Source organism: Cyanothece sp. BG0011 (assembly GCF_003013815.1).
Lineage (GTDB): Bacteria > Cyanobacteriota > Cyanobacteriia > Cyanobacteriales > Microcystaceae > Crocosphaera.
On record NZ_PRLH01000026.1, the window covers coordinates 1 to 13,799 of the forward strand.

Here is a 13,799-nt window from a genome sequence, read left to right on the forward strand (position 1 = left end):
AACGAAAACGGGAAAAATCAGGCACAAAAAGCGGCCAATTTTCTCAAAAACGTTCCCATCGCTTTTGGTGTCAGTAGTCCCCTATTACGACCCAAAGAAACCGCCGAAATTATCCTACAATATCACTCACATATTACCCTAGACTTACGACCTGCCTTAACAGAAATTTGTCATGGACTCTGGGAAGGGAGACTAGAAGCAGAAATAGAAGCCAACTTTCCCGGAATGCTCAAACAGTGGAAAGATGCCCCAGAAACCGTGCAAATGCCAGAAGGAGAAACCTTACAACAGGTTTGGGATAGGGCCGTTGCTTGTTGGCAAGAAATTGTTAAAGATTATAGCCAGGACCCTAACCCCAAAACCGGCATAGTTGTCGCCCACGATGCTATCAATAAAGTAATTTTATGTGAACTATTAGGGTTAAATCCCGCTAATTTTTGGAATATTAAACAGGGAAATGGCTGTGTTAGCGTCATTGATTATCCCAAAGGAGTCGAGGGACACCCCGTCTTACAAGCCATTAATTTAACCAGTCATTTGGGCGGTGTTCTCGATAAAACCGCAGCCGGCGCCTTGTAAGACTCGGAGAATTTAGAATTTAGAATGCAGAATTTAAAATTTTTAGGTTTCTTCATTCTTTATTCTGAATTTTCCTCCTATCTCCCTACACTTCCCACCCTTCCCACCCTTCCCACACTCCCCACAGGCTTTCAACTACCCAATCAAGAGAAAAATCGCCATAATGTAAAAATGCAAGGGATTGACTCTTAGCAAAATTCTAGTAAGCTACTATATCAACAACTAAAAAATCGTAAACTTGTAAATCCCTGTTTATACATATCTATATTGATGTTTCGGAGTGAGGAAATTAAATATCGTGTCGTTTAGCACTATTCGACAGAAACAAAACTCTAAGAAGTCCCCTAATGCTGAACCTTCTTTCGCCCAAGGGGTTCTTCGCGTAGCCGGGGGGACTGTTCTGGGTACAACCCTGTTAGCCAGTTCTATCGTGGCCGGGGGCCTAGTCGGTTTAGCCATTAGTTTTCGTAACCTTCCGGATGTGCGAACCCTAAACAGCTATTCCCCATCAGAAACCAGTTACGTCTATGATATCAAAGGACGGCTCTTATCTCGACTCCACGGAGAAGCGAACCGAGAAGCCGTCCAACTCGAAAAAATTTCCCCTGAATTAAAACGGGCTGTATTAGCCATCGAAGACAGCCATTTTTATTTACACCACGGCATCAACCCCACCAGTATCGGGCGGGCCTTTTGGGTTAACTGGAAAAGTGGGGGCGTAGTCGAAGGGGCATCGACTCTCACTATGCAGTTAGTGAAAAATATTTTTCTCACTCGAGATAGAACCTTTAGCCGGAAACTCTCAGAAGCCGTTCTCGCCATTCGCGTTGAACAAGTTTTTGATAAAGACGAAATTATGGAAATGTACCTCAATAATATTTATTGGGGTCATAATAATTACGGCGTAGAAACCGCAGCCCAAAGTTATTTTAATAAATCAGCCTCCGAATTAAACCTACCCGAAGCCGCTTTAATGGCCGGGTTAATTCAAGCCCCAGAAACCTACAGTCCCTTTAACAACTACGCCAACGCCAAACAACGGCAGAAGATAGTTCTAGACCGTATGGCCGATTTAGGTTGGATTACCCCAGAAGAAGCCCAAACGGCCCATAAAGCCCCCCTAGGAGTCGGAAAACCTACCGCTTGGCAAGGCAGTAAACTTCCCTACGTCACCGATACCGTGATGAAGGAGTTGCAAGACACCTTTAGTAAAGACGTCATTACTAAAGGAGGAATGCGTATACAAACCTCCGTCGATTACTTCATGCAGCAAAAAGCAGAAGAAACCGTTAAACAAGGTTATAGGCAGTTAAGGGGTCGAGGAATAAGGACAAGAGATTTACAGGTTGCCTTAGTAGCCGTTGACCCGAGAACCCATTTTATCAAAGCCATTGTCGGAGGCGTAGACTACGATAAAAGTCAACTTAACCGCGCTATTCAGTCCCGTCGTCAACCTGGTTCCTCCTTTAAACCCTTCGTTTATTACACTGCCTTTGCTAGTGGAAAATATACCCCTGGTTCGGTGGTGAATGACAGTCCCGTTAGTTATCGAGACGGTAGCGGACTTTATAGCCCCAAAAACTACGGGGGTGGCTTTTCTGGTCCGATGTCTTTGCAGGCTTCTTTAATTCAGTCTCGTAACGTTCCGGCAGTGGTGTTGGGGCAAAAAGTTGGGGTCAGCAAAGTGATTGAGGTGTGCCGTCGTTTGGGCATAGAAAGCCCCATGCGACCGGTTATTTCTCTTCCCTTGGGTGCCGGTGACATGACTCCTTTAGAAATGGCCAACGCCTACGCGACCTTTGCCAGTAACGGTTGGTACACTGACCCAACCATTATTGTCCAAATTACTGACAGTCGTGGTAATGTTTTAGTGGATAATACCCCTAAACCCCAATTAGTGCTTGACCCTTGGTCAACCGCCTCTTTAACGACAGTGTTACAAGGGGTAATTAATAGTGGAACGGGACGGGCTGCGAATATTGGTCGTCCTGCAGCTGGTAAAACGGGAACCACCGATAACGAACGGAACGTCTGGTTTGTGGGTTACGTTCCCCAGTTATCCACCGCCGTCTGGATAGGAGACGACGCTAACCGCCCTCTGGGTAAGGGAACCACCGGAGGTGGCCATGCTGCCCCCATTTGGCGTAGTTTTATGACAGAAGCCCTCAAAAATGAACCCGTCTTACAATTCCATGCTGCCTCTAAGTTTCCTCGCCCCAAGGTTAAAGATAAAAAATAGGTTATTTAGATGAACAGGGGAAAACGACAAAAAAACCCTAATTACCGCCCCTGGTTTCGTCTTATTTGGCAATGGCGAGGTTCGGTCATTCCGTCTATTTTGCCTCGTGTTCTTGCCTGTGCAGTTTTTGCCTTGGGGATTACCATTGTTTATGATTTTGGGATTAATCTAGCTTTGCCCTTAGAAAGTGGTTTAGTCCCTAGTATTGTGTTAGGGTTACTGTTAGTTTTTCGGACTAATACCGCCTACGAAAGATATTGGGAAGGTCGAAAACTTTGGGGGACTTTAATTAATACCGTTCGCAATTTATCTCGTACTTTATGGGTCAGTATTAAAGAAAATGATAGCAGCGATCGCATTCAAAAAATAGCCACGTTACGACTGTTAATTGCCTTTGCCATTGCCACTAAGCTACACTTACGATCAGAACCAATTAATGAAGAATTAGCTAGGTTTCTACCCCCCAAATGGTACCATAAACTATGCGCCATGAATCATCCCCCCTTAGAGATCGCTTTTTGGATTGGTGATTATTTACAACAACAATATGAAAAGCAATCTATTAATTCTTATCAACTCACTGCCATGTTTAAACTATTAGATACCATGGTAGATGTGTTAGGAGCTTGTGAAAGAATTCTAAAAACCCCTATTCCTTTAGCTTATACAATTCATTTAAAACAATTAGTTCTACTTTATTGTTTAACCTTGCCGTTTCAATTTGTCGACGAATTGGGTTGGATGACTGCCCCCATTGTTGCCTTAATTAGTTTTACCATACTGGGGATCGAAGCCATTGGCATAGAAATAGAAGATCCCTTTGGTTATGATGCCAATGATTTACCCTTAGATCAGATTTGTTATACTATGGAAAGAAACATAGAGGATTTAATTACCCTTGTTCCTTGTGTGAGATATTTTGAAGATAATTTCACTCAATAGTCATTCTATATTACTGCTTTTAACTTACTGATTGAAATGAATTGGCACATTCCTAAAAATCTTTCTTTTGAAAACGCATTACAGTTAACTGAAACCCTACTAGAAGCAATGGTAGACAAACAGTTAAAAGACTATGAAATTGAAGAAATGATTTCTACTTTAGTGAGTAGTCAAAATGGAGCAAGGGGCTTTTTTGTTGTCTATTTAACCAGTAATCTTTCCTTAGCAGATAATCCTAGTCACGGGGTAATTAATGCTTTAAAAACATCCCCAGATATTGTTAGTGAACTCTTAGTAAAAAATCTGGTCATGTCTTCAGCGATGGCCATCACTCATCGTCGTAATAAGGATGAAAAAAAAGCAGAAGGTTCTGATCAAGTTTGTCAAAGAACTAGCAACTTAATTAAGCAAATGGATCTAGAAATAATTCAACAAAAATTAGAAGCTTTAAAACAAACAATTGTTAAAAATGAGGGAAGTTATCGGACTTTTTTGACAAAGTGGGGATACGATCAAGAACAAAAACAAAGAATTAAAAATAATATAGATAAATTATTATCTAATCAAAAATAAACTCTAATTGTTACCTACTATTGTTTGAAAAGATCAGTTATAAAATTTATTTGAATTGTAAATTAATGAAACTGTAAAAATAAGAAAATCAATCATAATAAGCTATTAATATATTTTTAAAACTTGAATTAACCAGATTGTCAAACTTAAAATATTCATAGGAACTTTATCGATTTTTTAAAGTCTAATGAATTTAAGTCTATAATTAAATAATTATGAAATGAAAAATAAATCCTTAGTTTCTATTGTAATAACTCTTCTTTTATTTTGTCTATTTCCTCGTTTTGCCGTAGCAGAAACTGTCTTAGAAAAAATCAAACGAACAGGAGAATTAAACGCAGGAGTGAGAAAAGATGCCATTCCCTTTGGTTATATTAATAAGAAAGGAAAATGGACAGGATACTCTGTTGATCTCATTCATTTAATTCATAAAAGATTAGAAAAAGAACTAAATCAACCCATAAAATTAAACCTGAGAGAAGCCACCATAGATAGTCGTTTTCGTATTGTACAACGGGGGGATGTTGATATTATGTGTGGTGCCACAACTATCACCCAAACTCGCTTAAAAAGAGTTGATTTTTCTGTTCCTTTTTTTATGACCGGCGCGCAATTTTTAGTCAAATTAAAAGATGCACCAAACTTTAATTATAATGGAAGTTTAAATAATATACCTATCGCCTTTTTACCAGGAACCACAACTCAAGAAATTATTCCACAAATTTATCCATCAGCCAATTGGAAAAATATAAAAAGTCGTGAAGAAGGTTTAAAAAAACTGCAACAAGATGAAGTTAAGGCGGTGGTGAGTGATGGTATTTTACTGTTAGGAGAAATAGTACAACAAGGTAATAATATAGAAGACTTTGTTTTACTGCCATCTCAACCCATTACTACAGAATTATACGGCTGTGTTTTACCTCAAAAAAATCCCCAATGGAAACAGTTAGTCAATCTAACCATTCTTAGCCCTGAAAATCGTACTTTACAAAGAGAATGGTTTAGTATTAATAGGGGAGAGTTTCCTTATATTATTGAAAATAATAACTAAATAAATGCAATAGGCAAGGTTAAAAGGATGATCTAATTAACCATTGCCACCCGCTCTAACTCCCCCTTTTGTGAGGGGGAGAACCCTTGCCTATTTCCCTATTCCCTAGTTAATTTAACCGGAAAAGACTCAATTTAGATAAACGAGATTTTTGAGATAAAGGAGCAGCCATTGTCGTAAACTGTTCAACTAATCTCGGTGCTAACCTTTGTCCCCAAACCCCTAGATAACTTTGCCATCCGACTAATATTTCTGGGTTGTTTTTTTGTAGTCCCTTGATTAAACTTTGGGCAACTTTTTTAGGAGAAACCGGTTTCATAAAGCGAAACCAGTCTAACCCTTTTACCATATCTGTATCCGTTAAAGACGGTAATAAGGCAACTACCCGAATATTATAAGGGGCGAGTTCCCCTCGTAAGGCTTGAGTAAAGCCTAATAGAGCGAATTTTGTGGCAGAATAAGTGGCCATGGTGGGGGCAGCTATTTTCCCCATTAAACTAGAGACATTAACGATCGTTCCTTGTTTACGATAGGCCATCCGTCTGGCAATTAATCGAGTCATCTGATAAGTTGCCATCAGATTAACCGATAATTCTGCTTGGACTTGGGATAAACTAGCACGGAGAAAAGAGGTTTGATGGGCAACTCCTGCACAGTTAACTAACAGATCAATGGGCCCGTGATTTCGCCAAGCTTGAGCGATCGCAGTGTTAACCGCCACAACATCCGTGAGATCCAAGGGCAAAATAATTACCTCTACCCCTAGGTTTTGGATGTCTGCGGACACATCCACTAACTTGTTTTCGTTACGGGCCACCAATAAGAGGCGTTTGATCCCATTTTTAGCTAATTCTAAGGCGATCGCACGACCGATACCACGGGAAGCCCCAGTGACTAAGGCAGTTTTTCCTTCTATATTCATAAACACACCTCCATAATGTCCTGTCTCGAAGTTAAGGTGCATCAATGGTTGCATCCTTTCCCTTCAACCAAACAGGATTAAAATATTGAACAATAAGCCACACAAAACCGCTTTCTTCCTCAATTAAGGACAGAATTAACCATTACTCTGATTTTTAGTACATTGTTTGTACAATTTAGAGTCAGCAAGTTCCTAGATATAATCATTTCCCCGATTCGACCCCATAGGAAAGGATTATAATGATTTAGGTTAAGAAGGGTTTTTTATCAAAATTAATGAAAAAATCTGTGATTACTCGGCAGATAGTAAGGATAATAAAGGTTTACAATTGTAGAGCATTGATCGTACGTCTCCTTTACGAGCGTTGACTAAAGCCGAACCCATCAACCATAGCTTAGCATTTATTTCAAGCAACGGCAATAAATCTTTACTTAACGTGAGTTCATAATAAGTAGTCAATTAAGTAACATTCCTCTTAAGTCCAGATTCGACTTAAATTAAGAGTAAACCCAGGCAGAATATCTTCTCCTGACAAATGTGTGGGGTTTTCCAACATTTCTACTTCTCTATTCGGGCGATAAATCTCTACTTGTCGCTTCTGTGGATTAATTAACCACCCTAATTTAGCCCCGTTGTAAATATATTCACTCATCTTGGCTTGCAGTTTGACAAGGCTATCAGATTCAGAACGTAATTCGATGACAAAATCAGGGCAAAGAGGAACAAAACCCTTGCGTTGTTGAGGGGTCAGGGATTCCCAGCGTTCTCTTTTTACCCAGGAAGCATCGGGAGAGCGATCGGCCCCGTTGGGTAACTTGAATCCAGTGGAAGAGTCGAAGGCCTCCCCTAAGTGTTCATGGGCTTCAAACCAGTTCCCTAGTTGAGTGCTAATACTGAGATTACGCTTACCAGATTCACCACCAGTAGGGGGATTCACGATTAATTCTCCTTGTGCTGTGCGTTCTAGTCTTAAATCGCGGTTAGCTTGTGCTAAAGACTCAAACTGACCTTGAGTGACTTGTAGGACTAAAGAACCTGGTAGTTCAAGGGATACTGTTTGGCTGGTAATAGGTTGGTCTGAGATCATCTCCCTCATTAGTAGGCTTTGTAACCCTGAGATATTAACTATTCTAGCTCTTTTTTAGCAAGCACTAATCATAGGTTAAGTATAAATTATTTATTGACCGTACCCTAGAATTAGGAAAAAGGTAAACCAATTAACTCATGAAAGCGATTCTAATGACAGCATCAGGAGATCCTGATGTTTTAACCTTAAAAGAAATTCCCCAACCTAGTATTAATAGTCCCACCGCCATTCTAGTGAAGCTCAAAGCAGCCGGGATTAACCCCATTGACACAAAATTAAGGCAACGAGGAACCTTTTACCCCGACGAAATGCCCGCCGTTTTAGGCTGTGATGGGGCTGGTATCGTTGAAGCGATCGGCTCTGAGGTGACAAGGTTTCAACCAGGAGATGAGGTTTATTTTTGTGCGGGCGGCCTCGGTAAAACCGAAACCGGTAACTATGCTGAGTATGCAGTTGTCGAAGAACACCGTGTGGCCTTAAAACCGACAACCTTATCCTTCCCAGAAGCAGCGGCTGCCCCGTTAGTCTTGATCACCGCTTGGGAAGCCCTTTATGATCGAGCTAGATTAACCCCAGGACAAACCGTATTAATTCATGGAGGTGCCGGAGGGGTTGGCCATGTGGCCGTTCAATTAGCGAAATTAAAAGGGGCTAAAGTTTGCACCACCGTCGGCTCAACAGATAAAGCGAGATTAGCCCGTCAATTTGGTGCCGATGAACCCATTTTGTACAAACAAACCGATTTCGTGCAGTCTGTATTAGATTGGACTGATGGTCAAGGGGTAGATGTTGCCTTTGATACTGTTGGTGGCCAGACCTTTTTTGATACTTGTGGCGCGGTTAAAGTGTATGGGGATCTTGTTACCATTTTGCAACCGGATCAAACTATTGGTAACTTAAAAGTCGCTCGCACTCGCAACTTACGCTTAAGTTTAGAATTAATGTTAACCCCGGCCTTGATGGGATTAAAAGAGGGACAAATCCATCAAATGTCTATTCTTGAACAATGTGCCACCTTCATCGATGAGGGAAAATTGACCCTACATTTAAGCCAAACTTTCCCCCTAGAAGAAGCGGTTGCTGCCCACAAAGCCCTAGAAACAGGGTCAAACACAGGAAAAATAGCCCTAACCATAGCTTAAGCCACTTGGGGTTCTAACAGGGAGCCTAACTGTTGAATCCCTTTTTTAAGATGGCGTGTCACCGTCATCGGACTAATACCGATTTGTTTGGCTGCTTCCTTGCGAGGGAGTTCGTTTAAAAAGACACATTCGATCGCTGCTTTGGTTTTCTCTTCAAGTTGACCTAAAGCCCGTTGTAATTGTAAGCGATCTTCTTCTAATTTTTGTTTGGCTTGATAGTCTTGATCTGGTAAGGTATCTCCAAAACTAATCGAACAATCCACATTATGACTAATGGTGGCATCTAAACTGACTAGGAGACGGTTTTGCAGAGCCAGTTGACATTCGTTCCATTCTTCGAGGGGAACCTCTAAAGCTTCAGCAATTTCTCGGTCGGTGGGAGGCCGTTTTAAACTAACGGTTAATTGTTTGCGTATTTTTTTGGCTTTGTTATAAAGTTCTTGCCAGCGTCTAGGAATTCTCATCACACTCCCTTTATCCCGAAGATAATGGAGCATTTCACCCCGAATATAGGGAATAGCAAAGGAACTAAAGGCACAACCCTGCTGAGGATCAAACCGTTCAATGGCGCGAATCAGCCCTAAATAGCCAATTTGTTCTAAATCTTCGTAAGGTTCTGAACATTGCCGACTAATGCGATGAGCCACTTGACGCACTAACCCTAAATTACGTTCTACTAATCGATTGCGTAATTCTAAAGAAGGATTACGGGCATAAGCACTTAAAAGTTCCATGCTATCTATATACTTCTTCTTAGTGGCTTGATTATAGTGGGTCATAGTTTTACATCCAAAATCGTTTTAAAATGGCAAAATAATCAGGAGATTAGGTAAAATTCCCTTGCTAACAAAACAGTATTTCCTCAGTCTCCATGAATGAGATATCTGTTAAGCACTGTTTTGAGGTTTACAATCCAACTAGGAAATCTTGTCTATATTTTCTTATTGTCCTTCTCAGAGAAATTCCCTACTATCGGCATTACACGGAAATCTTAAGCAGCACCCCAAAATGACTCTGAATAAATACGCAAATTGACCCTAGTGTACTTTACTAACTATTAATTTTCGGGAGACTTTTGCTGAAATAGCACCCCGAAGGCTCAAAAGATTCTCCGCTCAGTATTCGGTATTCTTTACTAGCCAATGGCTTCAGGTTTCAGCTATAAAATGTAAGTAGTTCTTCAAGTTATCTGTTGAATCAGTAGAGAGAAATGATATGAGTAATACCAGTAATTTTCGTAATGCCATCAGGGAAGCCAAAGGTCAAGCCCTAGTGGGTCCTAACGTGATCGCGAATGCGTTGCCCTTTGTTGGGGGTGGCTTAGTTTTAACGGCAGTGGGAACCTATGGAGGGTTAGGGGTGCTTCAATCCTTCCCCAATCTCTTTTTCCCCACTTTCTTCGTGGCCATTGTTTTAGAGTTAGGTCTCTTTTTTGTGGCTCGCAATATCGCTGAAAAAGGCAATAATAGCACCGCCTTACCCCTGTTAGCTTTGTATAGTCTCTTGTCAGGGTATACCCTCAGTGGTCTAGTCTTTGTGGCTCTAGGTACCCAAGGGGTAGGAATTCAAGGAATTGCGATCGCTGCTTTGGGCTGTGGCATCACCTTCGTGTTTGCCCGTAGTGTCGGCTCAAATCTATCCGATGAAGACGGCATGGCCCTAACCAAAACCATCGGTTTAGGTATCATCGCCCTCTTAGTAGTGGTGTTGGGTCAGTTCGTTTTTGCCTTATTCGGGGTTTATACCCCTAGTTGGCTAGAAATTGCCATTTCTGGTTTAGGGGTTCTCTTATTTGTTGGGGCTGCCGTGGTTGATTTTTATATTCTTCCCCGTACCTATCGGGATGAACAGTATCTTCCGGCTGCTCTTTCAATGTATTTGACCTACATCAATCTGTTTATCTTTATCCTGCGCTTACTCATTGCTATTAATGGTCGTGACTAAAAGGATATACATTACCCGTTAAGAAAATAGGGGAGAAAAGTTACTCATCATTTCTCCCCTTTGCGTTAAATTAGTAAAGTAAAGAAATGTAAATAAAATTAGTCAAGAAAAAATCCATGAGTGATCCTTCTACCCAACCCACCCAAACCCCTGACCTCGAAGAACCTAAATTTGGTTTTAACGACTATGCGGAACGGTTAAATGGCCGTGCTGCGATGATTGGCTTTTTATTAATTTTGGTTATTGAATATTTAACAGGACAAGGTTTATTGTCCTGGTTGGGCTTACAGTAACTAGGGATGATGACAGTTTTCAAGTTTCAAAAGTCATAAGAGAAAACCTGGATAAGGGAGGCTTAAATTATACTCCCTTATTTTGAGTCTAGATATTGGATAATATACGGAGACGTAACCTAAGTAAGATACCGTAAAAGTTAATCTAATCTGCGCAATTGTTACAGTTTATTTTGCAACAAGTAAGATAAGCTGAAATTAGAATAGATATTCTATAGATATAATTACCATGAACATTTTATTACCTCGTGTTCTCAGAACCCTTTACCGTAAAGAACCGATTTCTAGTTTTATTCTGGTGGTTGGGGCTGTCGATGCAGTGATGGGAGGAGTTGGTCAACGATGGTCATTATTTTCCTTTGGCCTGTTAATTGTTTCTCTCTCCATTTTGCTGCGGTGGTGGCAAGTGCAGAAAGCCCAACCTATTGCCACAGAGGATAAACCCAGACGTTATCTCCCTCCGAGTTCTTCAACCATGCCTTTGCCTTTGTTGACTCATGATAAAACCCGTCGTTAAGCAAAAAGTTCTCTAATAGATACAATAGGCATAAAAAATTACATTAAAAACACCCCTATTGTGCGATGAAGGATCACAACAGACGGAAACCACCAGTCACACCCATAGGACTGACATTAATCAGTTTAGTTCTTGTTGGCCAGGGGTGGATACTTCCTAGCTATGGTCAGTTAATTCGTCAACAAAGAGAAGCCTTAGAAGCGCAAGAAATTGAATCAGTTAACCTGGGTATCCGTCTAAAACATCGTTTCGTCGGTCATACCACTCCGATTCGTTCTTTAGCCTTTAGTCCCAATGGTCAAACTGTGATCAGTGGTGGGGGAACCAATGAACCGTTTTTGAAATTTTGGTCCATCGAACATGGGGAAGAGGTAGATACCCTACGGGCTCAAAGTTCAGCCATTTTAACTCTAGAGGTTTCTCCTAATGGAAAAACCTTAGTGAGTAGCGGAGAAGATGCGGATCTCCATTTTTGGGTCTGGCCCGACAAAGATAGTAAAGTTAGTTTTTTTGACCACTATAGTTATGTGTTAGATTTAGTGGTGACCCCCGATAGTCAATTGGTGATTACAGGGGCGTTAGATGGTCTTCGAGTCTGGACGTTAGATCCCCCTCATTTTCTCTATCAACTCGAAGATTTTGGTACTCCCGGTTATGCTTTAGCCATGCACCCCAATGGGTTTCTCGTGGCCAGTGGTGATGATAAAGGAATGGTCAGATTTTGGAATTTGAGAGATAAAACCATCGTCTCAACATTTCAGGCCCATGAGCAAACCATTTCTGGTTTAGCCATTACCCCGGATCAAAGAAGATTGATTACCTCTAGTTATGATAGCACCATTAAAATTTGGGACATGGCAACCGGTGATTTATTGGATACTTGGATCGGTCATAAAGGAAAAATTCAGTCCATTGCCCTCAGTCCTAACGGTAAACTGTTAGCTAGTGCCAGTATTGATGGGGTAAGATTGTGGAATGTGGACACCGGTCGGTTATTGCGTCATTTTAAAGATCATGCAGATTGGGTGAATGTGGTGGCTTTTAGTCCCGATGGACAATATTTAGCCTCTGGTGGGTTTGATAAAGTCGTGAATCTGTGGGAAATTTCCCCGGCATTTTATGAATCGTTGACGTTACCTCGGTTTTCTCGATAAATCAATGGCGCAAGATCAAAAACATCCCCAAGAACAACGCGATCGCCTGATTGTTAATGACTTATTAATGGGTGATCCCGATGATCACAATTTAGCCGAATTAGCAAGGCTTCGCATCCGTTATAGTAATTTTCCGGGGGCCCGACAATTAAGCCAAGATTTGGATTTAATTTTAGAACAATGGCAATTAAGCGAAGCAGAATTATTTGAGAAAACCCGTCAACTCCATGAAAAGGGAAAGGTTTATAAACGTGCTTCTAATGAAGATGTGCAGGATTGGACTTAGTTTAATGAAGCAGATAGTTGGCTGCTTTAATTCCTGATAAAACCGCTTTTTCGAGAGTCAGATGAATATTGTTAGCCGGCGCATCAGAAAAAGCATCTCCGGCGAAAACTAATAAACCAGGATTCTCTAAAACTAACAATTCTTCTCCATAAACGGTTTTTGGATGACTATACCGCCATCGATGGACTTGATAATCAAGCACTGTTGAACCTAACCAATTTGAAGCCGCATTTAATAATGTTTCGGCAATGACTGCCTGATCCCTATCCCAATAGGCCTCGCTAAATTCTGGGGTAGAATGTATGGTAACAGCACAGCCTTGAGGGGAAATGCCCTTTTTTTGATTACAAGCAATAGCAGCCACCGGAGAATCTTTTGGTGTTAACCATCCGGGTTCTGCAATTAAACTTGACCCTTCGAGCAAGGCTAAAAGGGTAAGACAAGGATAATAAGTCACCTCTTCGAGACGAGATTTTATCAACGAAGGTAAGGCAAGATTAGAAGTTTCCAGTAAACTCAGAGATTGAGGAACAGGAGGAGTCAGCATCAGACTATCTGCCTGGAAAGATTGCCCCGTTTCAGTTTCCACCGTCCAACCGGAATCATGACTTTTGAGGGAAACGGCTCGGGTTTGCCGATGAATCTCCAAGTTTTCAGCTAAATATTGCCCTAAACTACGATTACTGTTTTTACCTCGATAGCAAGGGGTTTGACCCTCACTTAATTGATTGGGCCATTCCGTGATCACCCCTTCAAGTAACCATTGATCCACCCATTCTTGAAACAGAGGGTCCGTAACGGTAAAAAACTGCATCCCATAATCAAAAACCCCTGTTATCTGGTCAGAGTCATGAATACGGCGTGTTGCTAGTCTTCCACCTATTCCTCGTCCTTTATCTAGAATCGTGACGATCTTTCCTTTTTTTTGGAGTATGTTACCAGCAATTAAACCCGATATTCCCCCACCAATAATGAGGCAAGATTGTACGTTGATTGACATTTGTAAGAACCAAATTCATTAACCCAAAGCTTGCTCAATAGCCGCTCGTAGTTGAGGATCATCAGGGGTT

The 13,799-nt window shown here is 41.1% G+C and carries 16 protein-coding genes; 11 read left to right on the forward strand and 5 right to left on the reverse strand.

All coding sequences use genetic code 11. The annotated features are described in order from the left end of the window. The 5 genes from C4E06_RS04800 to C4E06_RS04820 all read left to right on the forward strand — a co-directional run. A partial coding sequence (locus C4E06_RS04800) for a histidine phosphatase family protein (protein ID WP_198648320.1) occupies positions 1 to 579 on the forward strand: 579 nt, incomplete at its 5' end. A gap of 298 nt (positions 580 to 877) precedes the next feature. Then, positions 878 to 2,818 carry a transglycosylase domain-containing protein gene (locus C4E06_RS04805; protein ID WP_107667052.1) on the forward strand — a complete coding sequence of 647 codons (1,941 nt, stop codon included), beginning with the start codon at positions 878 to 880 and terminating at the stop codon, positions 2,816 to 2,818. 9 nt (positions 2,819 to 2,827) lie between these two features. Next, the gene (locus tag C4E06_RS04810; protein WP_107667053.1) at positions 2,828 to 3,760 is read left to right on the forward strand and encodes a bestrophin family protein; all 933 of its coding nucleotides are present in this window, start codon (positions 2,828 to 2,830) and stop codon (positions 3,758 to 3,760) included. A 36-nt stretch (positions 3,761 to 3,796) separates the two neighbouring features. Beyond that, entirely contained in the window at positions 3,797 to 4,333 is a 537-nt protein-coding gene (locus C4E06_RS04815) for a hypothetical protein (protein ID WP_107667054.1), read from the forward strand. A gap of 220 nt (positions 4,334 to 4,553) precedes the next feature. After that, positions 4,554 to 5,384, forward strand: a complete 831-nt coding sequence (locus C4E06_RS04820; protein WP_107667055.1) for an amino acid ABC transporter substrate-binding protein — start codon at positions 4,554 to 4,556, stop codon at positions 5,382 to 5,384. Between the two features lie 109 nt (positions 5,385 to 5,493). Here the strand turns inward: C4E06_RS04820 and C4E06_RS04825 are convergent, their stop codons facing one another. The 3 genes from C4E06_RS04825 to C4E06_RS04830 form a co-directional block, all read right to left on the reverse strand. Further along, positions 5,494 to 6,306 (reverse strand): SDR family oxidoreductase, encoded by an 813-nt coding sequence (locus C4E06_RS04825; protein ID WP_107667056.1) that lies wholly within the window; start codon positions 6,304 to 6,306, stop codon positions 5,494 to 5,496. 291 nt (positions 6,307 to 6,597) lie between these two features. Further along, the gene (locus C4E06_RS27270; RefSeq protein ID WP_157951110.1) at positions 6,598 to 6,765 is read right to left on the reverse strand and encodes a hypothetical protein; all 168 of its coding nucleotides are present in this window, start codon (positions 6,763 to 6,765) and stop codon (positions 6,598 to 6,600) included. A 16-nt stretch (positions 6,766 to 6,781) separates the two neighbouring features. Continuing rightward, positions 6,782 to 7,393 (reverse strand): Uma2 family endonuclease, encoded by a 612-nt coding sequence (locus C4E06_RS04830; RefSeq protein WP_107667057.1) that lies wholly within the window; start codon positions 7,391 to 7,393, stop codon positions 6,782 to 6,784. 137 nt (positions 7,394 to 7,530) lie between these two features. On the opposite strand from C4E06_RS04830, the gene C4E06_RS04835 reads away from it, so the two are divergent. Further along, entirely contained in the window at positions 7,531 to 8,535 is a 1,005-nt protein-coding gene (locus C4E06_RS04835; RefSeq protein ID WP_107667058.1) for a zinc-dependent alcohol dehydrogenase family protein, read from the forward strand. Here the strand turns inward: C4E06_RS04835 and C4E06_RS04840 are convergent. Beyond that, positions 8,532 to 9,314, reverse strand: coding sequence for an RNA polymerase sigma factor SigF (locus C4E06_RS04840; protein WP_107667059.1), 783 nt, complete (start codon positions 9,312 to 9,314; stop codon positions 8,532 to 8,534). The genes C4E06_RS04835 and C4E06_RS04840 overlap by 4 nt on opposite strands. A 436-nt stretch (positions 9,315 to 9,750) precedes the next feature. Here C4E06_RS04840 and C4E06_RS04845 point away from each other — a divergent pair, with 436 nt between their 5' ends. The 5 genes from C4E06_RS04845 to C4E06_RS04865 all read left to right on the forward strand — a co-directional run bounded on the left by C4E06_RS04845 (position 9,751) and on the right by C4E06_RS04865 (position 12,729). Next, positions 9,751 to 10,479 carry a Bax inhibitor-1 family protein gene (locus C4E06_RS04845; RefSeq protein WP_107667060.1) on the forward strand — a complete coding sequence of 243 codons (729 nt, stop codon included), beginning with the start codon at positions 9,751 to 9,753 and terminating at the stop codon, positions 10,477 to 10,479. 116 nt (positions 10,480 to 10,595) lie between these two features. Further along, complete coding sequence (locus C4E06_RS04850) at positions 10,596 to 10,772, forward strand: chlorophyll a/b-binding protein (protein WP_107667061.1); 177 nt, start codon at positions 10,596 to 10,598, stop codon at positions 10,770 to 10,772. A 229-nt stretch (positions 10,773 to 11,001) separates the two neighbouring features. Then, positions 11,002 to 11,289 carry a hypothetical protein gene (locus C4E06_RS04855; RefSeq protein WP_107667062.1) on the forward strand — a complete coding sequence of 96 codons (288 nt, stop codon included), beginning with the start codon at positions 11,002 to 11,004 and terminating at the stop codon, positions 11,287 to 11,289. A 65-nt stretch (positions 11,290 to 11,354) separates the two neighbouring features. Beyond that, entirely contained in the window at positions 11,355 to 12,443 is a 1,089-nt protein-coding gene (locus tag C4E06_RS04860) for a WD40 repeat domain-containing protein (protein WP_107667063.1), read from the forward strand. A gap of 4 nt (positions 12,444 to 12,447) precedes the next feature. Next, complete coding sequence (locus C4E06_RS04865; RefSeq protein WP_107667064.1) at positions 12,448 to 12,729, forward strand: DUF3288 family protein; 282 nt, start codon at positions 12,448 to 12,450, stop codon at positions 12,727 to 12,729. A 1-nt stretch (position 12,730) separates the two neighbouring features. Here the strand turns inward: C4E06_RS04865 and C4E06_RS04870 are convergent, their stop codons facing one another. Next, complete coding sequence (locus tag C4E06_RS04870) at positions 12,731 to 13,729, reverse strand: NAD(P)/FAD-dependent oxidoreductase (protein WP_107667065.1); 999 nt, start codon at positions 13,727 to 13,729, stop codon at positions 12,731 to 12,733. Positions 13,730 to 13,799 lie beyond the last annotated feature (70 nt).